Origin of the sequence: Bacillus sp. FSL R5-0603, assembly GCF_038050295.1 — a bacterium.
Lineage (GTDB): Bacteria > Bacillota > Bacilli > Bacillales > Bacillaceae > Bacillus > Bacillus subtilis.
This window is the reverse complement of record NZ_JBBOYP010000001.1, coordinates 1589099-1612159: the sequence shown is the minus strand read 5'-3', so window position 1 is coordinate 1612159 and position 23061 is coordinate 1589099. Positions and strand designations below refer to the sequence as shown.

Genomic DNA, 23061 nt, shown 5'->3' with positions numbered 1-23061 from the left:
ATTAAGCCCTCCTCATTAAAAAAGAAGATAATTTCTCAATAAATGTCTGTTTGTCTTCTTTGTGTCTCGTTTCTTCTCTTTCAAACAAGGCGTCCGCTAAAATACAGACTGACCGGCTGGCTTTTGCCTGAGGGCTTTTTATGAAAAAAGGAACCTGTTCGACAACCGCTTTGCTCACGATCACATCGTCAGAAACGGAACCGGCAAACTGAACCTGAACATCCAAAAACATATGAATTGTACGGGAGAGGCGGGCAAAAGCGTCAAGCCCTTCCTTTTGGTCACGGCACCGATTGACAGCCACCTTCATTGAAAGCTTATTTTCTGTCAAAACCAAGTGCTTGACAGCGCTGTATGCGTCCATAATGGCCGTCGGCTCGGGAGTTGTTATAATCAAAATATCTTCTGCTGATAAAATAAAAGGCAGTTGATCTTTTGATAAGCCCGCTCCCATATCAAACAGCACATAATCGAACTGGCTTAATGCATGAGAAAGTTCATTGGCAAAAAACGTCCATTTTCTCTGATCGAGCTGAAACATCACATCAAGACCGGTTCCCCCTGATATATACCGCAAACCCTTTGGGCCAATGGATAATGACTGGAGCAAAGGCTTACGATCGGTTAAAACATCAATTATCGTGGCAGACGATGAATTTCCCATTAATATATCAATGTTCCCCATCCCGATATCAAGGTCGATGAGCAGCACCTTCTTACCTTTATCCTGCAGCGCAAGTGCCATATTTAAGGTAATATTGGATTTTCCGACACCGCCCTTGCCGCTGATGACAGCAAGTGTCTTCGCTTTTTGTGAATAAACCATTGGCAAAACGCGCTCACGTTTTGCCATTTTCGCCCGTAAAGTTGCTGCTTGGTCATATCTGTTCATCTGCACAGCATCCTCACAAAACCAAGTGGAGATACAGTCTGTATATCCTCAGGCACATTCTGGCCGTTAGTCATAAACCCGACACCTATTTTTGATTCTGCCAGTATATTAAATACAGAACCTAAGGAAGTCGTTTCATCTATTTTCGTAAAAATAAACTGATTGACAGGGACAGATGAAAACCGTTTGACAATATGCTTCATATCTTCATATTTTGCAGTCGCGGGTAAAACTAGAAATGACTGAATGCTGCTCTCAAAAGGAATCGTTTCTTTCAGTTCATCAATGTATTGCGGGTTCTTGAAGTTTCTTCCGGCTGTATCAACAAACACATGATCATACTCAGAAAATAACTCCTTCGCCTGCTGAAATTCTTCTTTTGTATAACAAACTTCCAGAGGAGCCTGCAGCAGTTCAGCGTATGTTTTCAACTGTTCAACAGCTGCAATACGATACGTATCTGTTGTAATAAAAGCGATTTTTTTATGTTTTTCAAGCATAGATATGGCTGCGAGTTTAGCCAGTGTAGTTGTTTTACCAGCCCCTGTTGAACCAAAGAGAACGATATATTTTGAATGAATTGGCTCCTGCCACTTGTCTGCTGAGGGCAGCATATCGCATAGTATTTCCTGAAGTTTGCCGACAACATTTTCTTCAGTCAAGCCGCCTGCTTCAACAGAGAAGCGAAGCAATTTTTTCAGAGTGTTCGTTTTCGTAGACTCTTTGATCCCTGTTTCTTGCAAAAGCTTTTCTGCTTTTCGCAGCGGCTCAGGAAGTACAGATTGATATGCTGAAAAATCACCTAGCTCCTGTTGCGCCGGAATTTGAGGGGGATATGTTCTCTCCTCTATTTTCGGACTGCTGACCGGTTTTTTTAATGTTTGTTTCGGTTCAGCTGCCTTCTGAGGCGTTTTTTTCTCAAGAAAGTCCTGATCCAATACGGCGATTACTTCAACAGCAGGCTTGTTGATGAGGCCAAACCATTTTCGCTTTTTAATTTTTTTCGAATTTAATATGACCGCTTCATTACCTAACTCTTTTCTGATGAGAAGTGCCGCTTCTTGCATTGAAGCAGCAGTAAATTTTTTTATTTTCATTAAATATCCACCACTCCAATGCTTTGTACCTCAACATTCGCCTCAAGTTCGTTATAAGAGAGTACCGGAAGATCAGGGAAGTACCGTTCCAGAAGCTGCTTCACATACATTCTGACAGGCGGCGAGCAAAGAAGAATCGCGGTTTCCTGACGTAATGAGAGCTGTTCAGCTTCTTTGGCGACAGAGCGCACTATACTTTCTGAAATATCTGGTTCAAGTGATAAATAGTTCCCGTGTTCCGTCTGCTGCACACCGTCTGCTATTGCTTTTTCTACACGGCCCGAACAAGTAACAACCTTCAATACTTCATTTTCTTTGGCAAACTGGGCTGTAATTTGTTTAGCAAGCGCTTGTCTTGTATACTCTGTCAAGAGATCAGAATCTGTTGTTAATTTCCCATAGTCAGCAAGTGTTTCAAAAATCGTTACTAAGTTTCGAATTGAAACTTTTTCTTTTAAAAGCTTAGCAAGCACTTTCTGAATATCACCGACAGACAATGGATTCGGCGTAACCTCTTCAACCAGGACTGGATACGATTCTTTCAAGTGATCGATCAGCTGTTTTGTCTCCTGCCTTCCGATCAATTCGTGGGCATGCTGCTTAATTTTCTCCGTAATATGCGTTGAAACGACTGATGCAGGATCAACTACTGTATAACCAAGCATGTCGGCTTCATCCTTTACCGCTTCGCTAATCCATTTAGCCGGTAGACCGAATGAAGGCTCCACTGTTTCAATCCCTTCAATGAGATCGTCCTCAGGAGTAGGCGACATCGCTAAATAATGATCAAGCAACAGCTCGCCTTTTGCTACTTCGTTTCCTTTAATTTTCAATCGGTATTCATTAGGCTGCAACGCTATATTATCTCTGATTCGCACGACAGGAATGACAAGCCCGAGTTCCAAAGCCAACTGACGGCGTATCATAACAATTCGGTCTAATAAATCACCGCCTTGATTGGCATCAGCAAGCGGTATCAGGCCATATCCAAACTCAAATTCTATCGGATCTATATGCAGAAGCTGAACAACACTTTCAGGGCTTTTAAGCTCGTCCACCTCAGCCTCTTCCTCAAGAATCTCATCCACTTCTTCTTTTTCCTTACCTGATTTAGATAGTGTATATGCGCCAAAAGCAAGCAATCCCGCAAGCGGCCCCGTCAGAAGGATGCCGATCGGAGTGAAAATACCTAAAAGCATTATCGTAGCTGCTGCGACGTATAAAAGCTTTGGATACGCAAACAGCTGGCCTGTAATGTCATGCCCTAAGTTTCCTTCAGAGGCAGCTCTTGTGACCACAATACCCGTAGCCGTAGAAATTAACAGTGCCGGGATTTGCGAAACAATTCCATCCCCTACAGTCAGCATCGTAAAGTGTGAAGCAGCCTCTTGAATGGACATGCCCTGCTGAAGCATTCCGATCACGATTCCGAAAATAATATTGATCATCACAATGATGATTCCGGCAATGGCGTCACCTTTTACAAATTTACTGGCACCGTCCATTGCTCCATAAAAGTCTGCTTCTCTTGCCACTTTTTCGCGGCGATGCTTCGCTTCCTGTTCGGTAATCATCCCTGCGTTTAAATCAGCATCAATACTCATCTGCTTCCCAGGCATTGCGTCCAGCGTAAACCTTGCTGCAACCTCGGAAACACGTTCAGCACCTTTTGTAATGACGATAAACTGAATAATAATAAGGATGATAAATACAACGAGTCCAACTAATACATTTCCGCCGACAACGAAATTTCCGAAAGTCTCGACGACTTTCCCTCCCTCACCGTGTGAAAGAATTGAACGGGTAGTTGAGACGTTCAAGCCCAAACGAAATAGGGTCAAAAGCAGCAACAGTGACGGAAAAATTGAAAACTGAAGCGCTTCCTGCATATTCATTGTGGTGAGAAGCACGATCAACGCAAGAGAAATATTAATAATGATCAAAATACTTAACAGCCATGGAGGAAATGGAATCACCAGCATCGCCACAATGAGGACAACACTTATTAAAACGGATAAATCTCTTGTTGACATGCTGTTTTTTCTCTCCTTTTAAATCGAAAAATTCAATATACTTTTTGTTTTGTTTTATATACGTAAGCCAGAATTTCTGCTAAAACTTTAAAAAATTCTTCCGGCACTGCCTGGTCAATTTCTACCTGATCATATAACGCACGGGCAAGCGGTCTGTTTTCTACCATCATGACATCATGCTCTTTAGCAATTTTCCTGATTTTTAACGCAAGGTGGTCGACGCCTTTTGCAACAATATAAGGTGCGTCCATTTTTTCTTCATCATATTTCAAAGCAATCGCATAGTGAGTCGGGTTTGTGATAATGACATCTGCTTTTGGAACTTCCTGCATCATCCGCCTCATCGCCATTTCCCGCTGTCTTTGTTTAATCTTAGACTTGATAATCGGGTCCCCTTCAGATTTTTTGTACTCATCTTTTATATCTTGTTTTGACATTTTGATATTTTTCTCATAGTCAAACCTCTGATATAAATAGTCGAGACCCGCAAGAATCAACAATGCACCTGCACCGCTTAGTCCCATCCACAAAGTGAGTTTTGAAACGAAAGAAAGTGCCTCTTCGGGTGTCAGGAGAGGAAGCCGGAGAATTTCTCCATAATGCAGCCAAAGCACAGCAAAAGCCGCAAAACCAACGACTACGATTTTCAAAATTGATTTAATCAGCTCTACAATCGCCCTCATACTGTATATTCGTTTAAAGCCTTTGATCGGATCCAGTTTTTCAAGCTTAGGCTGTATCACTTCAGCAGAAAATAAGAACCCAACCTGCATATAGTTGCTTACTACTCCTGCAACAAGAGCAACAAGCAAAATCGGTGCGAGTATCATGCCCATATCCTTTAATAAGCTGACAAACAATGTATGCACATTTGATTCTGAGAGCTTCATTGTGAGCGATTCGGTATAAAATGTTTCTATGAATGACAGCAGCCTGTCTCTCATATATGGACCGATTGCAATAAGCGAAAGGAATATTACCAGTAAAGAAACGGCGGTATTTACATCAGAGCTTTTGGCTACTTGCCCTTTTTTTCGCGTATCCTTCCGTTTTTTCGGAGTGGCTTTTTCTGTCTTCTCTCCCGCAAAAAACTGCAGGTCAACTCTAAGCTTCATTAAGAAACACCGACCAATGCTAAAAGATTCCGCATCGTTTCAATCGTTAAACTGAAAACATTCCGGACAACGACGAAGATAACGGACATACATACAATGAGCATGATGAAACTGACAGCGATCTTTAAAGGCAGACCGACCACAAATACATTTAACTGCGGAACAGTTCGAGCCACGATACCTAATGCTAAATCAACTAGAAACAAACTGGCCACAACCGGCGCTGACATTTGAAAAGCGATAATAAACATTGCATTAAAGCTTTTCGCGATCAAATAGGCAAACTTTTCATCGCCGAAATTCGGAAATGCCTGATCAACTGAAATATACTGAAAGCTGTAGTAAATACCGTCCAGCAGCAAATGGTGGGCATTGACACTCAGCATAAACAAAAGTGCCATCGTATAGATAAACTGGCCAATCAACGGACTTTGTGCACCGGTTTGCGGATCAATAACGTTTGCTATTGAAAACCCCATTTGAAAATCAATAAACGAGCCGGCAATCTGCACTGCGGCAATCATCATATAAGCAATTAAACCCAGACATAGGCCGACCAAAGCTTCTTTAAACGCCAAGAGCATATAGTGCTCATCTATCTCCAAAGAGGGCGGTTTATCAATGGTGCTGAAACAAATGACCGCAAGAAAAAAAGCAAAACCTATGCGATGAACAGCCGGCACATTTCGATGTCCAAATAGCGGAATCGTTACAAAAAAAGCAGAGATTCTAATAAAAACCAATAAAAAAGCAGGAAATAAGTCAATAATTGAATTCATCTCTACATTACCCTGCAAAACGATTTAAATTAGAAAACAGCTCTGTTGTAAATGAAAGAATCGTCGACAGCATCCACGGACCAAAAAAAATGAGAGCCAGGAGAACCGCCACGATTTTCGGAATAAACGCCAAAGTCTGTTCCTGGATTTGAGTTGTCGCCTGAAATATGCTGACAATTAAACCGACCAGTAAAGCAATAGCCAATAATGGCCCGCTGATCATCAGCGTTACGTATACGGCTTTTTCCGCCATAGAAATTACAAATTCTGAACTCACGTTTAGCACCTACCCTAAAAGCTCTGAAGCAAAGATTTCACAATTAAATACCAGCCGTCTACCAAAACAAAAAGTAATATTTTAAAGGGCAGAGAAATCATAACTGGAGGCAGCATCATCATTCCCATTGACATCAAGACGCTCGCCACTACCATATCTATAATTAAAAAAGGGATAAAAATCATAAAACCTATTTGAAATGCTGTTTTAAGCTCCGATATGGCAAAAGCCGGAACCATTGTTGTTAACGGAATATCCTTTAATGATTCAGGTTTATCCATTTTCGCGTAATTCATAAACAGCGCCAGATCCTTCTGCCTTGTGTGTTTACTCATAAATTCTTTAATCGGTTCCTCAGCTTTCGTATACGCTTCATCCAAGCTGATTTTGTTGTCCATTAATGGGGTCAGCGCTTCTTTATTAATTTCTGAAAAAGTAGGAGCCATAATAAAAAATGTTAAAAACAGCGCAAGCCCGATAAGAACCTGGTTTGGGGGCATAGATTGCGTCGCAAGTGAAGTTCTGACAAATGACAGAACAATGACGATGCGAGTAAAACAAGTCATAAGAATCAATATTCCAGGCGCCACTGAAAATACAGTTAACAATAATAGTAATTTAACAGTTGAACTTACGTTTTCCGGATCGCTTGAACTGAAAATATTTATAAACTCATTCATGATGACGTGGGCCTTTCTTCTTTCCTTCAGAACGGTTTTGTTTTAACTCTTCAAGTTGCTCTTTTAATGCTTTTGAAAATGAAGGCAGTTTTTGCTGCGGCTGATGTTCAGAACTCTTAAGCGGCTTCACAAACTTTTGCCACTCTATTTTGCTTGACATTGCCTCTTCATGCTGACTGAGAATGACTTCAATCTCTTTTTCATCCTCAATTTCTTTCAGCAGCTGGATCGTCTCTCCTACACCGACGACGAGCACACTTTTCCCGACCTTGATCAATTGTATGGATCTGTTCTGGCCGACCGATGTGCCGCCAATATTTTCAACATATTGAAAAGGCTTTAGGAGCCGATTTCTTTTGTTCATGAGCTTAACCAGCCCGTAAATCAGCGCGATAACAAACAGTAAAGCGAAAATCATCTTTACAAAATCAAAAGCTGAGACAGAAGGAGCAGCCGCTCCCTCCGTCTCATCAGCAGTTTTTGTTGTTTTTTCTTTCTTTTGCTCTGATTGATCTGCAGTTTTTTCATCTTTTTTTTGAAACCATTCGTTTACAGTTGAATTATCAGAGTCTGCCGCGGCAGCAGCAATCGGATGTACACTGAATAAAACGAAAAAACAAATAAAAACCATAAAATATTGACTCTTTTTCAACAGTCGTACACCCTTTAACTTAATGTTTTGTTGATTGCTTCAAGCACACGGTCAGCCTGGAAAGGTTTCACAATGAAATCCTTAGCGCCGGCCTGAATGGCATCAATAACCATTGATTGCTGTCCCATAGCAGAACACATGATGATTCTTGCCTGCGCATCAATTTGTTTAATTTCTTTTAATGCTGTAATACCATCCATTTCTGGCATCGTGATATCCATAGTAACAAGGTCAGGTGAATGCTCTTTATATTTCTCTACCGCTTGTGCTCCATTTTCAGCTTCCGCCACAACTTCAAAACCATTTTTCACCAAAATATCTTTAATCATCATTCGCATAAATGCTGCGTCATCTACAATTAAAATTCTATGTGCCATAATCTATCTCTCTCCTTGTGTTTCGTTATTTTAAATTATTAATGCGCTCTGCCTGGCTTAAAATGTCAGTGACTCTTACTCCGAAGTTCTCTTCAATGACAACCACCTCGCCTTTGGCAACGATACGCTGATTAACTAAAATATCTACAGGCTCACCGGCTAATTTATCAAGCTCGATAATACTTCCGGCAGAAAGCTCTAAAATCTCTTTTACGCTTCTCTTCGTTCTGCCAAGCTCAACAGTAATCGAAAGTGGGATATCCAAAAGCATATCCAGATTATGAATAGGGGCTTGTACAGCTTCGTTTGGATCAAACGCGGAAAATTCCACCGGTGAAACCTGAACTGGCGCTGCTTTTTTTGCTGTTCCCTGCCTTTTTGGCGGCTGCTGCTGTTGCTTCGGTTCAATACGCGGCTCTGGCGTCACAGGCTCTTTCGGCTGTTCGTATGTAACTTCAGGCTGCACCGTTTCTTCTTCCTCTGCACTTTCTGAGTTCATAAGGCTTGAAATTAAATCTTTCGCAAATGTCAATGGGTAAAGCTGCATAATGCTGGAGTCTATTAATTCTCCCACCTTTAAGTTGAAAGAAACTTTCACCAGCATTTCATCATCAGGAATACGGTCTGTACCCTTTTCTTCAGTAACATCCAGCAATTCAACCCGAGGAGGTGAAATATCAATTTTTTTACTGAATACAGTAGACATTGATGTGGCAGCCGATCCCATCATTTGGTTCATTGCTTCTTGAACCGCACTTAAATGGATTTCACCCAGTGAAGGGTCCGCACCTTTTCCGTCTCCCCCGATCATTAAGTCAGCAATGATCGCCGCGTCACTTTGTTCCACGACTAACAGGTTGCTTCCGCTGAAGCCCTCCGTATAATTCACTTCAATCGCTACATACGGTTCAGGAAACGCATCGCTGATTTTACTTCTTGGAATGACCGTTACGCTTGGAGTCGTAATATCGACCTTTTGATTTAAAAGCGTTGACAGTGCTGTCGCAGAACTGCCGAATGAAATATTACCGATTTCACCGATCGCATCACGCTCCATTTCCGATAAGTCATCTACTTCCGGAACCTCTGGCTCATCAAGCGTGCTGCCAGTACCGTTAAGAAGCGCGTCAATCTCATCTTGAGATAATCTATTATTCTCCATCTTGTTCACCTCTTATGTCGTGATCTAAAATTTGCACTGCCTGTTTTCGATTCACCCGGCCGGCTTGTCCTAAAAATTTCGGCTTATCTCCGACCAATACAGTAAGAGGATCCGTGACTGATTTGTCCAAAGTTATGCAGTCTCCGACTTCTAAACTTAAAAACTCTTCTATCGTCAGTTCAGATGTGCCGAGCTCGGCCACGACAGGTATTTGTGCTGTCATGATACGTTTTTCAAGCGACTTTGTTTCCTCAGGCTTTGGCTCATTTCGGTCTGATTGCATCCAATAGTGGACTGAAAGCTTCGGTATGAGCGGCTCGAGTACAATATGCGGGATACAGAGATTAATGACACCGCTGATTTCACCAATTTGAGTATTGAGCGAGATTACCACGACTGTTTCATTAGGAGATACCATCTGAACAAATTGCGGATTCACTTCAAACTCAGTCATTTCCGGTTCAATATCAGCAATTGACTGCCAAGCTTCTTTATAATTACCCAGTGCATTTTCAAATAAATTAGAAATGATTTTTGTTTCAATTTCTGTCAAACTGTCAACCTTGTTATGACTGATTCCAATCCCGCCCATGACCCGATCCATCATCGTATAAGCTATCGTGGGGTTGACCTCCATCATAATTCTTCCTTCCATCGGATGAACATCAAATAGATTTAGAATCGTCATGTTTGGAATCGATCTGATAAATTCCTCATACGGGACCTGGTCAACAGAACTGACAGATATGTGAATATAGGTTCTGAGCTGAGCAGAAAAATGAGTGGTAAGAAGTCTTGCAAAATTGTCATGAATTCTCGTTAAACTGCGGATCTGATCCTTAGAAAACCGCAGCGCACGTTTGAAATCATAAACCTTTACTTTCTTCTCTTTTTCTTCTTTTTTCAGCTCTTCAGCGTCCATTTCACCAGTTGATATTGCAGAAAGCAGTGCATCTATTTCATTTTGGGAGAGAACTTCTCCTGACATTTTCCTCACCTCCGTATTCTGTCAAATTATGCTTTATTGCAGATTAAAGGAGGTAATATACACTTTTTCTACTTTTCCTTCTTGGAGGTAGCTATTTATTTTATCTTTTAGTTCCTTCTTAAAGGTTTCTTTTCCCTTGTCTCCCTCAATCTGATCAGCATTCGTATCAGCCAGCAGTGATATAACAGCGTCTTTCACTTGGAAATCACGTTTCTCAAGTTCTTCTTTTGATTTATCAGAATCAGTTTCAAGTTTAATAGCAAGACGGATAATGTTATCAGACTTTAAATTTGTTGTGATCTCTTCTACATCAACAGAAGACGCAACGATTTCATCAATACTTTTTTTCGCTTCACTATTTTCGGACTTTCCGCCTAAAACAAAATAAGCCGCCGCCCCGAGAGCACCAATTACGATAAGAATAATTAGTAAGATGATCATTAACTTTTTCTTCATTCCGGTTCCTCTATTCCTTGATCCATTGCAAATATTTGTATTTTTCGGTAGAAAGCTGCGATCTTTTCCAGAACAGCTTCTTCATCTTCTTTTACTACAAACTTCTTACCATTTGACAGAGTAATTGTAGTATCCGGAAAACATTCAATCTGTTCAATAAATAGCGCATTCAGTGTAAAGGGCTGCCCGTTCAAACGGGTTACTTTAATCATAAAACAGCGGAGAAGCGATTACTCGCCTCCCCTCCCTCCTTAACGTTTAAGGTTAACCAGTTCTTGAAGGATTTCATCAGATGTTGTAATAATTTTTGAGTTTGATTGGAATCCGCGCTGGGCTACGATCATTTCAGTAAATTCGTCAGTTAAATCAACGTTAGACATTTCGAGAAATCCTACTTTAAGGGAACCTGTTCCGCCATCACCGGGCTGGTTCGCTGCACTGGCCGTACCAGAGTTTAAAGATTCACGGTATAAGTTGCTCCCGATTTTATCCAATCCGTCACTGTTGGCAAAAGTCACAATCCCGATTTGTCCGCCGTCTTGTGATTGACCACCGGCATCAACGATCGATACCTTACCATCAGAACCGATAGTGAAGCTTTGTGCATCAGTAGGAATTTTAATTGTTCCGCCATTCATATTTAGTACATGGTAGCCATCACCTGTAACCAATGTTCCGGTGTTATCTAAATAGAAGTTTCCAGCTCTTGTATAAGCTGTTCCGGCGCCTGTATCAATTCGAAAATAGCCATCGCCATCGATTGCTAAATCAAGTGTTCTTCCTGTGCTTTGTGTCGCGCTTGTTGAATGAATTGTATCAATTGTGCCAGATGATGAACCTAAACCGATTTGCTTAGAGTTTGTTCCGCCGATTGTTGCACCAGCAGCAGAACCGCCGGCAATCGTTTGACTCACCATATCTTTAAAGGTCACACGGCTCTTTTTGAATCCTACTGTATTTACGTTGGCAATGTTATTGCCGATAACATCAAGCTTTGTTTGAAAGTTTTTCATACCGCTGATTCCAGAATAAAGTGAACGTAACATAATATATTCCCCCAGATGTTTTTATTTAGATGATTGTCCCACAGACATGACATTCGCAGGACTGATCTCGGTCCCATCATCCAGAACGAGATAATAATTTCCTTTAGAATGTTTAACAGAGCTTACTGTGCCTGTTTTATCTGTTGCACTTTTACCATCAGTCCAAGATACTTCTTTTCCCATCCAATCAACATACGTTGTAAACGGATCTTGGTTTTCAACGAATTGAGTCATTGTCGTATTCAGATTCATCATTTGCTCCAAGCTTGAAAAAGTCGCCATCTGGCTGATAAATTCTTTATCGTCAACCGGGTTAAGCGGATCTTGGTTTTGAACTTGAGTCATTAATATTTTTAAAAACTCGTCTTTCCCCAAGCTGCTGTTGTTCGTCGACACGGTGTTCGTTTTTTCAGGCAGTTTATATTCTGAACTTATAGAAGTCATTCTTCCTCCTCCATTTCAACCATCGACACTTCATCGAGCAGATCGCCAAAATCATTTGATTGCTTTTTCTGTCTTTGCTGTCTCTGCCCCTCTTGCTGCTGTTTCTGTTCATCAGCAAGCTGGCCGTATATCGGCTGATCCCCGCTTTGGACCGGAAGAGTAAAACGGTCAATTTGAACGGCCATATTCGGCAATGATTGCTTCAGCTGTGGAAGATGCTGTTCAAGCAATTCTTTTGCTGATTGGCTAGATGCAATGATTTTACTCTGAAACATTCCATTTTCATTTGTCAGCTTGATTGTGACAAATCCTAAATGTTCAGGGTTCAGCCGAATAGTGAAACTTCCCGTCGATCTGCCGAAAGGCGTATATTTCATCTGCTTCCACGCATTAATCACTTGATCAGCCACCGTTTTTGTTTCGGCATTTGGTATATCAGATGACATCTGCTGCAGATCAAGTGTTTGTACTCCTCCTATGCTCCGATACCCCGAAAACAGCATTTGGAGTCCTGATTTACTATCTACAGGCTGAATACTTCCAGAAACATCCGATGCATTTTTGCTGGATGAACTCTGCGAGAGCGGTGTGAGAACACGCTTCCCAAAGTCTTGTGATGATTCGGATGATTTCGATAACAAGAAGGCTTTCAGCTGGCTTTCAGCTAAACTCCATTCTTTGGTCCCTTTTTGAGGAAGCATAGACATTTGATCCATTAAGCTTTGAAAACTTTTCAGCTCTGACGCTGTCATCGAGTAAAGTTTTGAACTTGACTCAGCTTTAGTGAATATTTGCTGTTTAAGATCCTGAATTAGTTTTTGAGATACACCCTTCTTTTCTAATGCAGAAAGGAATTGATCTCCATTTTGGTAAATGGCATGAGCTTCATTGCCATTCCCGCGATCAGTCAGCTTATTCCCTTCTACGAGCTGGCTAATGAACATCTGGATATAGATAAGCTCTTTAGCAGGCTCGGATACTTCATTTTCCTGATTTGATTGCTCTGTATCAGACTTCAGTGCTCCATTAATGTCAGAAGCAGAATCATTGGCACTCAGAGCCGTTTTAGCTTCTGAAAAGATTTTCTCCGTTTCTGTGAGCAATTGATCCGTCCCGCCTGACATTTTTGATTCAACTGCTTGCAAAAGAACTTGCAACATTTGCAGAACATTCGCATCCAATTGCTTCCCTGTCAGTTTGCTTAATGTTTGCAAAAGATCCGCATTTTGTTTGTCTTGATCTTCAGGACTTGCATTTAGCCATTCACCGATCTTTTTAAGCGCATCTGCTAAAAGCTGATCTTCGGAATTAGGAGTTCCCTTTCCTTGTTCTGAAAGTTCCTTCAATCCAGCCTCAGACATAAGCCAGTTTTGAAAAACTCCCTGGCTACTTTTCATGTTTTTAGCGGCAGAACCCGTTGTGGTTTGCAGCAAAGGTCCGGCTAATTCAAGCAGCTTCACCTTTCATTCCCCCTATTCTTGGCTGGCAGCAATTTTTTCTGTATAGGTTGCTGCTTGCTCAGGAGTCATTTTCGCCAATATGTCAGCAAGCTGCTTTTTGCTTAGGCCATTCAATATTTTCAGTGCTTCTTGCTCCTTTAATTGGGCAATAATTTTAGCAGCCTTTCCGCTGTCCATGCTTTTGTACACACTGATCACTTTGTCATTTTCAGAAGAAGCTTTCGAGTCTGCTGATCCTTCAGCATGATCTTCTGATGACTTTTTTTGATCCTCAGCCGTCTTTTCAAGTGAACGGATCTTTTGATTGAGCCTATCGATTTCTGATTTACTTGTTTCTAAATCTTTATTCAATATACTGATTTCACTTTTTTGATCCTTAATGGTCTTTTCCAGAGCTGTCGTATTACTGCTATCCTTACTTGATGCTGTGCCTTTTTTATTTTCGGTTTCAGGGACCAATTCTTTAAGAACCGGCGTTTTTGCCGCAGCATCTTGTATCGGCTTTAAAACATTGATACCAGCAGCCCAAAGAACAATCCCCCCTGCGATTAATAGAAACATCAGCGGGAGGATAATGATCAGCAAAACCGAACGGAACTTACCTGATTCTTTCTTTTTGCCGGACATTACATTCGCTCCTAATGGCCTTGAATCATAAACTGCTTAATCGAAATATCGTCCATTTCTTTCATTTCTGCAGCTTTATCTTCAAGAGCAAACATTTTAAACTGTTTTTCACGCATTTTTTCAAACTTTTTCACTTCAATGTTTTTCTCTGTCAAAATTTCTTGTTTTTGATTCATTTGATTTCTTTTCATAATGACAAGCTTTTGATAGTGATAGATCGTATTATCAAGATTTGAGACAAATTGTTGGTAGTGCCTCATTTCTTGTACACTCATGCCGCTTTTTAATTTCTTTTCCTTATTTTGTTCCAGCAATTCTTTTTTGCTCATATTCTCATATAATTTTTCAGCAACGTTTTCAAATTCAGAAACTGATTGCTGATACTCAGATAAGGATTGGTCTTTTTCATTTTCTTTTAGTTCCAGCAGCTTTTGGAATCTAAATTGATAAGCCACGTTTATTCCTCATTTCCTGTCAAACTAGTTAATACAGCAATGCTTTCTTCCAATAAAGCCGGTTCGTCTGTTCCCTGCTTTAAAAATTGAATAAGCTGCGGATAAAATTGTATCGCTTCATCAATTTCTCTGGATGATCCTCTTTTGTAAGCTCCGATATTAATGAGATCTTCCGAATTTTGATATGTCGATAAAAGTTCACGGAATTTATTTGCCGCATCCAGATGCTGTTTTGTTGAAATGTTTGACATCACCCTGCTGATGCTTTTTAGTACGTTAACTGCAGGAAACTGGCCTTTATTGGCAAGCGCCCTGTCCAACACAATATGTCCGTCTAAAATTCCGCGTACGGTATCGGCAATCGGCTCATTCATGTCATCCCCGTCTACCAACACTGTATAAAATGCCGTAATGGTTCCATGCTCGTTTGCACCCGTTCGTTCTAGTAAACGAGGTAAAATAGCGAACACTGAAGGTGTATAACCTTTTGTCGTCGGAGGCTCCCCTGCAGCCAGTCCAATCTCTCGCTGCGCCATTGCCACCCTTGTAACAGAATCCATCATAAACATGACATTTTGGCCTTTATCTCGGAAATACTCGGCAATTGCAGTCGCTGTATATGCCGCTTTCAATCTCATTAATGCTGGCTGGTCTGAGGTGGCAACGACTACAATCGATCGTTTCAGCCCCTCTTTCCCCAGATCTTTTTCAATAAACTCCCGAACCTCTCGTCCGCGCTCTCCGACAAGTGCAATGACGTTTAAGTCAGCCTCTGTCTGCTTGGCGATCATCCCCATTAATGTGCTTTTTCCGACACCGCTTCCTGCAAAAATTCCAATCCGCTGGCCTTTACCGACTGTCAGCAAGCTGTCAATTGATCTGACTCCAACACCCATCTTTTCACGGATAGGTGGCCGTTTCATCGGGTTGGGCGGTGATTGCTCCGTTGATACAGGCGAAAGCCCTTTCGGCAGAAGTTTTCCGTCAAGCGGTTCTCCAAAAGCATCGATGACTTGTCCAATCAGTCCCGTTCCAACTTTAACCCGAAGTGATTCCCCAGTAGCTTCTACAATGCTGCCAGGTGCAATGCTCGCAGCCTCTAAATAAGGCATAAGCAAAATATTTTCTTCCTGGAAGCCGACTACCTCAGCTTTAATGACTTTCCCAGATTGTCCTTTTGCATAAATTAGACACACGTCGCCAATTGAGCTTGCTGGCCCTTTTGATTCAATCATCAGGCCGATTACCCGCTTGACTTTTCCGTATCGTTTATACGAGTCTGTCATTTCTATACAATCTATCAGACTCTGTGTCTTCATTCAGCTGCACCTGCTTCCAGCGCTGTCAGAAGTTTATCTTTCAATTGCATCAATTGTGTGTCAACACTCGCATCTACCCTGCCAAAAGGAGTTTCAATATAACAGGTTCCTTTTTGAGCTTTTTCATCAGCATATATGCCAAGCCGGCATTCTTTATAAAGAAGCTGCTGGATTTCATCTTTTTGCTGAAAGATTGTCTCATAGTAATATGGATCAACATAAATTGATATATCGTCATATTCCTTCACTTCGTTTATAACCTGTTGTACAAGCAGGAGGAAAGCCTCTTTATCATCAGACTTTTGCTGCCAAACTTTTTTTGCTAGGGCAACGGCAAGCTCAACGATTTCTTCATTTGCGTCTTCAAGCTTGTCCTCAACAGCTTTTCTGGACATTTCAGTTATACTGTTTGCTTGGCCGATCAGTTCGGCATACTGTTTCATTGCCTCAGCTTTTCCCAAGGCTACTCCTTGTTCAAAGCCCTCGTTTTTTGCTTCTTCAATAAGCTTCTGTTTTTCAGCCGCCCAATCGTTTTTCTCCTGCTCAATTTGACGGCGAATATTTTCTATATGACTGTTTGCCTGCTCAGAAATCCGGTCAGCTTCCTCTTTCACTCGAGTCATAAGCGCCTCCGGGTTCTCTTCAGCCTGCAAAAGGTGAGAATGATCAATACGCACCTCTTGTATAGAAAGTTTTCTTTTTTCCTTTTTTGGAGAAATAGATGATTCTTGTTTAATGATATTAGACAATAATATCATCCCCTCCGCCTCTTGCTATCACAATTTCACCGGCTTCTTCAAGCTTTCTGACGATGCTTACAATTCTCGATTGAGCTTCTTCTACATCTTTCAAGCGTACAGGGCCCATAAATTCCATTTCTTCTTTGAAGGTTTCAACCATACGCTGTGACATATTGTTGAATACAATTTCTTTGACTTCCTCGCTTGCAACCTTTAATGAAAGGAGCAAATCGTCGTTCTCAACATCGCGAATGACTCTCTGAATGGCACGGTTATCAAGTGTGACAATATCTTCGAAGACAAACATCCGCTTTTTAATCTCTTCAGCAAGATCGGGATCCTGAATTTCCAATGAATCCAAGATCGTCTTCTCTGTCCCTCTGTCTACCCCGTTTAACACTTCCACAACAGCTTCAATTCCGCCTGTTTGTGTATAATCCTGAGTAAATGCAGAAGATAATTTTTGTTCCAGAATCCGTTCTACCTCATTAATTATTTCTGGAGACGTTCTATCCATGACCGCGATTCTTCTCGCAACCTCAGCCTGTACTTCAGGATTCAGCTCGGATAAAATTTGCCCGGCCTGCACAGGATCTAAATAAGACAAGATTAACGCCATCGTCTGCGGATGCTCTTGCTGGATAAAATTCAAAATTTGTTCAGGCTCCGCTTTTCTGGCAAAATCAAATGGTTTAACCTGCAAAGAAGAAGTCAGCCTGTTTAGAATGTTCTCCGCCCTATCCTCCCCAAGCGCCTTTTCCAGAACTTGTCTTGCATAGCTTAAACCGCCTTGAGAAATATAATCTTGCGCAATGGCTATATTATGAAATTCTTCTATGATTTCATCCTTTTTTTGATGATCGACGCTTCGAACACCTGATATTTCCAGAGTAAGCCTTTCAATTTCTTCATCGGTTAAGTGCTTATAGACAGAAGCTGACACATCTAACCCCAAGGAAATCATGAGAATGGCTGCTTTTTGTTTTCCTGTAAGCTTATCTTGATCACGTCTCGCCATTTCTAATTCCTCCTAATCCTCGGCCAGCCAGCTTCTCAGCAGTTTTGCAAAATCTTCCGGCTTGTCTTTCGCCATCTTTTCAAGCTGTTTTCGTCTGACTGATTCCGCTGTTTCATTTTCCTCTTCGTTGATATCAGGCAAATTGATTGGTTCTTGAGGAACCTCATACTCATATTCCTCAAATTCATCCTCTTGCGCCCGTTTCTTTCTGATAAGCATAATGATCAGAACAATGATCGCTGCGATTAAAACACCGCCTACAATATATGCCCACAGCGGGATACCTGAGGAATTTTCCGTATTTGTATCCAAATTGACTTTTCCGTCGAATGGCTGAACGGAGACAACAATCTTATTATTGATATCAGCATCAGATAAATTCTGGTTTTGCGTTTCATCTTTATCCAAAGATGTTCTGACTACAGTTGAAAGGATTTTTTGTATATCATCCTGTCTTTCAGTTGATAGCGACGCTGTGTTTTTGGCATCAGGCGGCTCTACCATTACTTGAATCCCTAAATCTCTGACCTTATAAGGACTTTCGGCGATTTCTTTATGAATTCGGTTAACCTCGTAATTGATTTTGTTGCTGTTTTTTTCGTAGTTCCCGCTATCGGTATTTTCACCGTCAGCCTTATAATTTGTTACATCTTCCTCACCGGTTCCAGCAGTTCCGCCGTTGGCTGCACCGTCGTCCTGATATGTTTCAGATACCTTTTCAGCGCTGACTGCAATGCCTTCCATGTTTTCTTTATCCACAGGTTCGACAATGTCTTCTGTCCGATTTTCTTTTGTGAAATCAATGTCTGCTGTAACGGAGACAACGACTTTATCTTGGCCCATCATCGTACCAAGAAGTGACTGTACATGTTTTTGAATGTCTTTTTCAACTTGAGACTTAATTCCTTGCTGAGAAGAATAACTATCCGCGTAGGACCCTGCATCACTGTCTGATTTGTCGTAGTATGTAGAATTTTGATCCATGATGACGATGTTATCTTCTTTTAGGTTCGGCACGCTTTTAGATACCAGATGATATAATCCATTGATCTGGCTTTGATCAAGTGTATAACCCGGTTGAATCTGCAAAACGATTGATGCAGATGCTGCAGATTGCTCTTCACCGACAAACACCGCGTCTTTCGGGAGATTAATCATTACTTTTGAACTTTTAATACCGTCCATTTCATTGATCAAGTTTGACAGTTCTGTCTGTGTAGCTTTTACTTTCACCATATCAAACTCATTGTCTGTCAAACCAAAGCCGGCATTCTGTCCAAAAAATGAATAATCAATTGATCCCGTTTTAGGAAGTCCTTCTGCAGCCATCTGCACTTTCAAAGAATCAACTTGATCCTCCGGAACACTAATCACTGTACCGCCATTCGAAAGTTCGTTTGGCACTTTTTTGGCATCCAATTCTTCTTTGATTTGTCCTGCTTCTTCGGCAGACAAATCTTTGTACAGCGGCGCCATTTTAGAATTTGAAGCAAAAACACTAATAATAATTCCAATAATAATAATTGCCGCTAAAGCACTAACCATTAAAATCTTTTGTAATTTAGATCTATTTTTCCAAAACTCACTCGTTTTGTTTTTCATTTGCATTAGAGTACGATTCATGTTAACCCCCGGTCATTCCACTCTTTCTCTAAATCGTCAGACCCCCTACATTTGCATTCTCATAATCTCCTGATAAGCTTCCACAGCTTTATTGCGGAACTCTGTTGCTGCAGTTAGAGAGATGCTAGCTTTTTGAGCAGCGATCATGACCTCATCAAGATTTACATCTTTTCCTGCAGCCAAGGCATTAGTCATGTTGTCAGAAGCTACTTGGGACTCATTTAACGAACTAATAGAGTTTTTTAAAAGCTCCGAAAAGCTTGTTTGATTTGAAGAATCTGTTTTTTGGCTATTGTTTACTTGATTTGTTGCATTTTGAGTGTTTTGAGTATTTTGAACCTGAAAAGGAGAAATTGCATTAATCACATTCATTCACCTACTTTCCGATTTCTAACGCCTTCATCAGCATTCCCTTTGTGGCATTCATCGCCGTGACATTCGCCTCATATGATCTGGTGCTGCTGACAAGATCAACCATTTCCTTTAATGGATCAACATTAGGCTTTTGTACATATCCATCAGCGTTTGCATCAGGGTCTGTCGGATCGTAGACAAGATTAAAATCCGAATCATCCTCCGTAATTTTTGAAACCTTCACACCGTTTCCAGCACTACCGCTTCCGCTCATTTGAGAATTGAGAATGGAAGAGAACGATTCACCTTTTGACTGAAGGGAGACCATTTTTCTTCTGTAAGGCACCCACTCTCCATTCACCTGCTTAGCTCTTGTCGTATCCATATTTGCTAAGTTAGATGATACAACGTCCATTCTGACTCGCTGAGCTGTTAAAGCCGATGCTGAAACATTTAAACTATGAAAAGCTGTCATCATTTTCCTCCTGTTAATACGGTCTTCAGCGAATTAAATTTACCGTTCATTCTTTCAACCAAAGCTTGATAGTTGATTTGATTTTGCGCCAATTCTGTCATCTCTTTGTCAACATCAACATTGTTTCCATTTTGCTGATACGATGTATCTCCGCTCGCAACAATTGAATAATTCGAATCAGTATCAGAAAAATCAACATGACGATAGTCTGTTTTTATCGCTTCAAGACGCGAGGATTCTTGATCTAATAAATTTTGGAAAGAAACTTTTTTTGCCTTATAGTTCGGTGTATCTATATTGGCGATATTATTAGTTATGACTTTTTGCTTAATATCCGCTCTGCTCAAGGCATTTTCAAGATTTTGTATCGTTCCAGAAAATAAGCTCAAATCCACTTACCTCCATTTCAGTTTTTTTCACCCTCAATATCCTTGTCGAGAATTGTAAAACTATATGCTTATTGTAAGAAATAACAGGCATAAAGTCTATGAAGTTCGTGTAAAAAAATGTCCTCACAATTATCTATTTTGCAACTAGGTATAAAGTCCTAGATTGTTAGAACTACATTTCTCGCCTTGATATAAGCCTGAAAATAGCAGAATTTCTGTTTTTTCTCCTTTCTTTTCGGCATTTTTGAAACTTTTTGAAGAAAAATGCAAAATTTATTAAAATTATTACATAGAAAGACTTTCAACCCAGGAAATAAAGCTTATTGATTTCCTTTATTTGAAATAAAAAAAGAACCCTCAAAAAGGGTTCTTTTTGTGATTAATGAGATTTTAGATTTTCTAATTCAATTAGGAATTTGTTGTTTAGCACCTTGATATAAGTACCTTTCATTCCTAATGATCTAGACTCGATAACACCGGCGCTCTCCAGCTTTCTGAGTGCGTTCACAATAACAGAACGGGTAATGCCGACACGGTCAGCAATTTTACTTGCAACAAGAAGACCTTCGTTTCCGTCAAGCTCCTCAAAAATGTGCTCAATTGCTTCAAGCTCACTGTAAGAAAGCGAGCTGATAGCCATTTGTACGACAGCTTTGCTTCTTGCTTCCTCTTCAATTTCTTCTGCTTTTTCTCTTAGGATTTCCATTCCGACAACTGTTGCGCCGTATTCAGCTAGAATTAAGTCATCGTCATTGAATTGATCTTGTAAACGTGAAAGAATAAGTGTTCCTAATCTTTCCCCGCCTCCGATGATCGGCACAATTGTTGTTAAACCAGCTTGGAACAGGTCTCTGTTCTCAACAGGGAAAGCAGTATATTCACTATTAATATCCAAGTTAGAAGATGTTTCAGGGACATTAAACAGATTTTTCGTATATTCTTCAGGGAATTGACGATCCTCAAGCATTTTTTTCATACGATCATTTTCAATTTGCTGGTTAATAGAATACCCAAGGAGTTTCCCTCTGCGGCTTACAACGAAAATATTGGAATCAATTACATCCCGCAGCGTCTCCGCCATTTCCTTGAAGTTTACCGGTTTCCCTGCCGCAGCTTGCAGCATGGAGTTAATAATTCTTGTTTTTTGTAATAAAGCCATGATAAATAATCCTCCTAAACATTCCTCATATTAAATTTTTCACAATATAAATTGACTTAAATCTTTGTTTTTGGCTATCGTTCCGAGCTTTTCTTCGACATACTGTGGTGTAATCGTTATTTTTTCCATCGTTACATCTGGAGCTTCAAACGACAAATCTTCTAATAGGCGTTCAAGTATTGTATGAAGGCGTCTCGCACCGATATTATCTGTGTCCTGGTTCACATGATAAGCAACTTCAGCAATCTTATGAATAGCTTCGTCAGAAAATTCAAGAGATATACCTTCTGTCTGCAATAATGCCTGATATTGTTTCAGCAGCGCATTATCCGGCTCAACCAAAATTCTCACGAAGTCGTCTACCGTGAGTTTGTTCAGTTCTACACGAATCGGGAAACGCCCCTGCAGCTCAGGAATCAAATCAGACGGTTTGGCCATATGAAACGCTCCTGCTGCAATAAATAATACATGGTCTGTTTTTACAGAACCATATTTTGTGACAACGGTTGAGCCCTCAACAATCGGCAGGATATCCCGCTGAACGCCTTCTCTTGAAACATCGGCAGAAGAAGATGCACCGCCGTTCTTTGCGATTTTATCAATCTCATCGATAAAGATAATCCCGCTCTCTTCTGCTCTCTGAACAGCTTCCTGGCTGACTTCATCCATATCGATGAGTTTGCTTGCTTCTTCATTCGTCAGGACTTTTCTGGCTTCTCTGACTGTCATTTTGCGCCGTTTCTTTTTCTTTGGCATTAATCCGCTCAGCGCATCCTGCATGTTCATACCCATCTGCTCCATACCCGAGCCCTGCAGCATGTCAAACATAGAAGGCTGCTGTTCTTCGACTTCTACTGTTACATAGTAGTCTTCGAGCTCTCCTAAAGCCAGCTGATGTGCCATTCGTTTTCTTTTTTCTTCGATGTTTGCTTCTTCCTGGCTCTCCGCCTCATCTTCACCATTCGGCTGGCTGCCTCCAAAAAACATTTCAAACGGATTTTTAACGCCTGATTGTTTTTTCTTTCCAGGAACTAACAGACGAACAATGCGTTTGTTTGCATTTTCTTCTGCCTGTTCCTTTACTTCATTCATTTTCTCTTCTTTGATAAGCCGAACAGAAGTCTCCACAAGATCTCTGACCATTGATTCAACATCTCTGCCTACATAGCCGACTTCGGTAAATTTAGTAGCTTCAATTTTGATAAATGGCGCACCTGAAAGCTTGGCGATTCGTCTGGCAATTTCAGTTTTCCCGACGCCGGTAGGACCCATCATTAAAATGTTTTTCGGAACGACCTCGTCCTTCAGCTTTTCATCCAGAAGACTTCTTCTATAGCGGTTTCTTAATGCCACGGCGACAGCTTTTTTCGCATTTTGCTGACCGACAATATATTGGTCTAACCGATCTACAATCTGTCTAGGAGTTAACGGTTTTTTTTCCATG

Annotated in this window: 27 protein-coding genes; all 27 read right to left on the bottom strand. The window is 40.9% G+C overall.

Going from position 1 to position 23061, the window contains the following annotated elements; all coding sequences use genetic code 11:
* Position 1: 1 nt before the first annotated feature.
* Positions 2-898 (bottom strand): flagellum location/number ATPase FlhG, encoded by an 897-nt coding sequence (flhG, locus tag NYE56_RS08360; protein WP_341283705.1) that lies wholly within the window; start codon positions 896-898, stop codon positions 2-4.
* Entirely contained in the window at positions 889-1989 is a 1101-nt protein-coding gene (gene flhF / locus NYE56_RS08355) for a flagellar biosynthesis protein FlhF (protein ID WP_341283704.1), read from the bottom strand. The genes flhG and flhF overlap by 10 nt, the downstream gene beginning before the upstream one ends.
* Positions 1989-4022, bottom strand: a complete 2034-nt coding sequence (gene flhA, locus NYE56_RS08350; protein WP_003231947.1) for a flagellar biosynthesis protein FlhA — start codon at positions 4020-4022, stop codon at positions 1989-1991. Before flhA ends, flhF begins: the two co-directional genes overlap by 1 nt.
* A 32-nt stretch (positions 4023-4054) precedes the next feature.
* Positions 4055-5137 carry a flagellar biosynthesis protein FlhB gene (gene flhB / locus NYE56_RS08345; protein WP_003231949.1) on the bottom strand — a complete coding sequence of 361 codons (1083 nt, stop codon included), beginning with the start codon at positions 5135-5137 and terminating at the stop codon, positions 4055-4057.
* Complete coding sequence (fliR, locus tag NYE56_RS08340; RefSeq protein WP_251187117.1) at positions 5137-5916, bottom strand: flagellar biosynthetic protein FliR; 780 nt, start codon at positions 5914-5916, stop codon at positions 5137-5139. Before fliR ends, flhB begins: the two co-directional genes overlap by 1 nt.
* A 7-nt stretch (positions 5917-5923) precedes the next feature.
* Positions 5924-6193: a flagellar biosynthesis protein FliQ gene (fliQ, locus tag NYE56_RS08335; protein WP_003220888.1), complete on the bottom strand. Its 270-nt coding sequence runs from the start codon at positions 6191-6193 to the stop codon at positions 5924-5926.
* A 14-nt stretch (positions 6194-6207) separates the two neighbouring features.
* The gene (gene fliP / locus NYE56_RS08330; protein ID WP_003245692.1) at positions 6208-6873 is read right to left on the bottom strand and encodes a flagellar type III secretion system pore protein FliP; all 666 of its coding nucleotides are present in this window, start codon (positions 6871-6873) and stop codon (positions 6208-6210) included.
* Positions 6866-7525: a flagella biosynthesis regulatory protein FliZ gene (gene fliZ, locus NYE56_RS08325; RefSeq protein ID WP_341283703.1), complete on the bottom strand. Its 660-nt coding sequence runs from the start codon at positions 7523-7525 to the stop codon at positions 6866-6868. The genes fliP and fliZ overlap by 8 nt, the downstream gene beginning before the upstream one ends.
* A gap of 14 nt (positions 7526-7539) precedes the next feature.
* Positions 7540-7902 carry a chemotaxis protein CheY gene (gene cheY, locus NYE56_RS08320; protein WP_014476812.1) on the bottom strand — a complete coding sequence of 121 codons (363 nt, stop codon included), beginning with the start codon at positions 7900-7902 and terminating at the stop codon, positions 7540-7542.
* A gap of 25 nt (positions 7903-7927) precedes the next feature.
* Complete coding sequence (gene fliY / locus NYE56_RS08315) at positions 7928-9064, bottom strand: flagellar motor switch phosphatase FliY (protein WP_014479788.1); 1137 nt, start codon at positions 9062-9064, stop codon at positions 7928-7930.
* Positions 9054-10052 carry a flagellar motor switch protein FliM gene (gene fliM / locus NYE56_RS08310; RefSeq protein WP_003220879.1) on the bottom strand — a complete coding sequence of 333 codons (999 nt, stop codon included), beginning with the start codon at positions 10050-10052 and terminating at the stop codon, positions 9054-9056. The genes fliY and fliM overlap by 11 nt, the downstream gene beginning before the upstream one ends.
* Positions 10053-10085: 33 nt before the next feature.
* Positions 10086-10508 (bottom strand): flagellar basal body-associated protein FliL, encoded by a 423-nt coding sequence (gene fliL, locus NYE56_RS08305; RefSeq protein WP_064671382.1) that lies wholly within the window; start codon positions 10506-10508, stop codon positions 10086-10088.
* Complete coding sequence (gene swrD, locus NYE56_RS08300) at positions 10505-10720, bottom strand: swarming motility protein SwrD (RefSeq protein ID WP_003231966.1); 216 nt, start codon at positions 10718-10720, stop codon at positions 10505-10507. The genes fliL and swrD overlap by 4 nt, the downstream gene beginning before the upstream one ends.
* Positions 10721-10759: 39 nt before the next feature.
* Positions 10760-11554, bottom strand: a complete 795-nt coding sequence (gene flgG / locus NYE56_RS08295) for a flagellar basal body rod protein FlgG (RefSeq protein ID WP_014476809.1) — start codon at positions 11552-11554, stop codon at positions 10760-10762.
* A gap of 21 nt (positions 11555-11575) precedes the next feature.
* Positions 11576-11998: a flagellar hook assembly protein FlgD gene (gene flgD / locus NYE56_RS08290; protein ID WP_069840323.1), complete on the bottom strand. Its 423-nt coding sequence runs from the start codon at positions 11996-11998 to the stop codon at positions 11576-11578.
* Positions 11995-13458, bottom strand: coding sequence for a flagellar hook-length control protein FliK (locus NYE56_RS08285; RefSeq protein ID WP_341283702.1), 1464 nt, complete (start codon positions 13456-13458; stop codon positions 11995-11997). Before NYE56_RS08285 ends, flgD begins: the two co-directional genes overlap by 4 nt.
* A 12-nt stretch (positions 13459-13470) precedes the next feature.
* Positions 13471-14085: a MotE family protein gene (locus NYE56_RS08280; RefSeq protein ID WP_268555216.1), complete on the bottom strand. Its 615-nt coding sequence runs from the start codon at positions 14083-14085 to the stop codon at positions 13471-13473.
* Positions 14086-14096: 11 nt separating this feature from the next.
* Positions 14097-14540 carry a flagellar export protein FliJ gene (gene fliJ / locus NYE56_RS08275; protein ID WP_003231977.1) on the bottom strand — a complete coding sequence of 148 codons (444 nt, stop codon included), beginning with the start codon at positions 14538-14540 and terminating at the stop codon, positions 14097-14099.
* A gap of 2 nt (positions 14541-14542) precedes the next feature.
* Positions 14543-15859 carry a flagellar protein export ATPase FliI gene (gene fliI / locus NYE56_RS08270; protein WP_014479783.1) on the bottom strand — a complete coding sequence of 439 codons (1317 nt, stop codon included), beginning with the start codon at positions 15857-15859 and terminating at the stop codon, positions 14543-14545.
* Entirely contained in the window at positions 15856-16608 is a 753-nt protein-coding gene (gene fliH, locus NYE56_RS08265; RefSeq protein WP_268555217.1) for a flagellar assembly protein FliH, read from the bottom strand. Before fliH ends, fliI begins: the two co-directional genes overlap by 4 nt.
* The gene (gene fliG, locus NYE56_RS08260) at positions 16601-17617 is read right to left on the bottom strand and encodes a flagellar motor switch protein FliG (RefSeq protein ID WP_268549329.1); all 1017 of its coding nucleotides are present in this window, start codon (positions 17615-17617) and stop codon (positions 16601-16603) included. Before fliG ends, fliH begins: the two co-directional genes overlap by 8 nt.
* A 12-nt stretch (positions 17618-17629) precedes the next feature.
* Complete coding sequence (gene fliF, locus NYE56_RS08255; RefSeq protein WP_341283701.1) at positions 17630-19240, bottom strand: flagellar basal-body MS-ring/collar protein FliF; 1611 nt, start codon at positions 19238-19240, stop codon at positions 17630-17632.
* Positions 19241-19285: 45 nt separating this feature from the next.
* Positions 19286-19606 carry a flagellar hook-basal body complex protein FliE gene (fliE, locus tag NYE56_RS08250; RefSeq protein ID WP_003238544.1) on the bottom strand — a complete coding sequence of 107 codons (321 nt, stop codon included), beginning with the start codon at positions 19604-19606 and terminating at the stop codon, positions 19286-19288.
* A gap of 10 nt (positions 19607-19616) precedes the next feature.
* Positions 19617-20069, bottom strand: coding sequence for a flagellar basal body rod protein FlgC (flgC, locus tag NYE56_RS08245; RefSeq protein WP_024572493.1), 453 nt, complete (start codon positions 20067-20069; stop codon positions 19617-19619).
* Positions 20069-20458 (bottom strand): flagellar basal body rod protein FlgB, encoded by a 390-nt coding sequence (gene flgB / locus NYE56_RS08240; protein ID WP_003245656.1) that lies wholly within the window; start codon positions 20456-20458, stop codon positions 20069-20071. Before flgB ends, flgC begins: the two co-directional genes overlap by 1 nt.
* Positions 20459-20837: 379 nt before the next feature.
* Positions 20838-21617 (bottom strand): GTP-sensing pleiotropic transcriptional regulator CodY, encoded by a 780-nt coding sequence (gene codY, locus NYE56_RS08235; protein ID WP_003220850.1) that lies wholly within the window; start codon positions 21615-21617, stop codon positions 20838-20840.
* Positions 21618-21656: 39 nt separating this feature from the next.
* On the bottom strand, positions 21657-23060 hold the full coding sequence (gene hslU / locus NYE56_RS08230) for an HslU--HslV peptidase ATPase subunit (protein ID WP_014476801.1): 1404 nt from the start codon (positions 23058-23060) through the stop codon (positions 21657-21659).
* Position 23061: the final 1 nt, after the last annotated feature.

Coding starts and splice junctions, on each gene's coding strand:
- flhF (WP_341283704.1), bottom strand. CDS start 1,989: ATGAAAATAAAAAAATTTACTGCTGCTTCAATGCAAGAAGCGGCACTT.
- flhA (WP_003231947.1), bottom strand. CDS start 4,022: ATGTCAACAAGAGATTTATCCGTTTTAATAAGTGTTGTCCTCATTGTG.
- flhB (WP_003231949.1), bottom strand. CDS start 5,137: ATGAAGCTTAGAGTTGACCTGCAGTTTTTTGCGGGAGAGAAGACAGAA.
- fliR (WP_251187117.1), bottom strand. CDS start 5,916: ATGAATTCAATTATTGACTTATTTCCTGCTTTTTTATTGGTTTTTATT.
- fliP (WP_003245692.1), bottom strand. CDS start 6,873: ATGAATGAGTTTATAAATATTTTCAGTTCAAGCGATCCGGAAAACGTA.
- cheY (WP_014476812.1), bottom strand. CDS start 7,902: ATGGCACATAGAATTTTAATTGTAGATGACGCAGCATTTATGCGAATG.
- fliY (WP_014479788.1), bottom strand. CDS start 9,064: ATGGAGAATAATAGATTATCTCAAGATGAGATTGACGCGCTTCTTAAC.
- fliM (WP_003220879.1), bottom strand. CDS start 10,052: ATGTCAGGAGAAGTTCTCTCCCAAAATGAAATAGATGCACTGCTTTCT.
- fliL (WP_064671382.1), bottom strand. CDS start 10,508: ATGAAGAAAAAGTTAATGATCATCTTACTAATTATTCTTATCGTAATT.
- swrD (WP_003231966.1), bottom strand. CDS start 10,720: ATGATTAAAGTAACCCGTTTGAACGGGCAGCCCTTTACACTGAATGCG.
- flgG (WP_014476809.1), bottom strand. CDS start 11,554: ATGTTACGTTCACTTTATTCTGGAATCAGCGGTATGAAAAACTTTCAA.
- flgD (WP_069840323.1), bottom strand. CDS start 11,998: ATGACTTCTATAAGTTCAGAATATAAACTGCCTGAAAAAACGAACACC.
- NYE56_RS08280 (WP_268555216.1), bottom strand. CDS start 14,085: ATGTCCGGCAAAAAGAAAGAATCAGGTAAGTTCCGTTCGGTTTTGCTG.
- fliI (WP_014479783.1), bottom strand. CDS start 15,859: ATGAAGACACAGAGTCTGATAGATTGTATAGAAATGACAGACTCGTAT.
- fliG (WP_268549329.1), bottom strand. CDS start 17,617: ATGGCGAGACGTGATCAAGATAAGCTTACAGGAAAACAAAAAGCAGCC.
- fliF (WP_341283701.1), bottom strand. CDS start 19,240: ATGAATCGTACTCTAATGCAAATGAAAAACAAAACGAGTGAGTTTTGG.
- flgC (WP_024572493.1), bottom strand. CDS start 20,069: ATGACAGCTTTTCATAGTTTAAATGTTTCAGCATCGGCTTTAACAGCT.
- codY (WP_003220850.1), bottom strand. CDS start 21,617: ATGGCTTTATTACAAAAAACAAGAATTATTAACTCCATGCTGCAAGCT.
- hslU (WP_014476801.1), bottom strand. CDS start 23,060: ATGGAAAAAAAACCGTTAACTCCTAGACAGATTGTAGATCGGTTAGAC.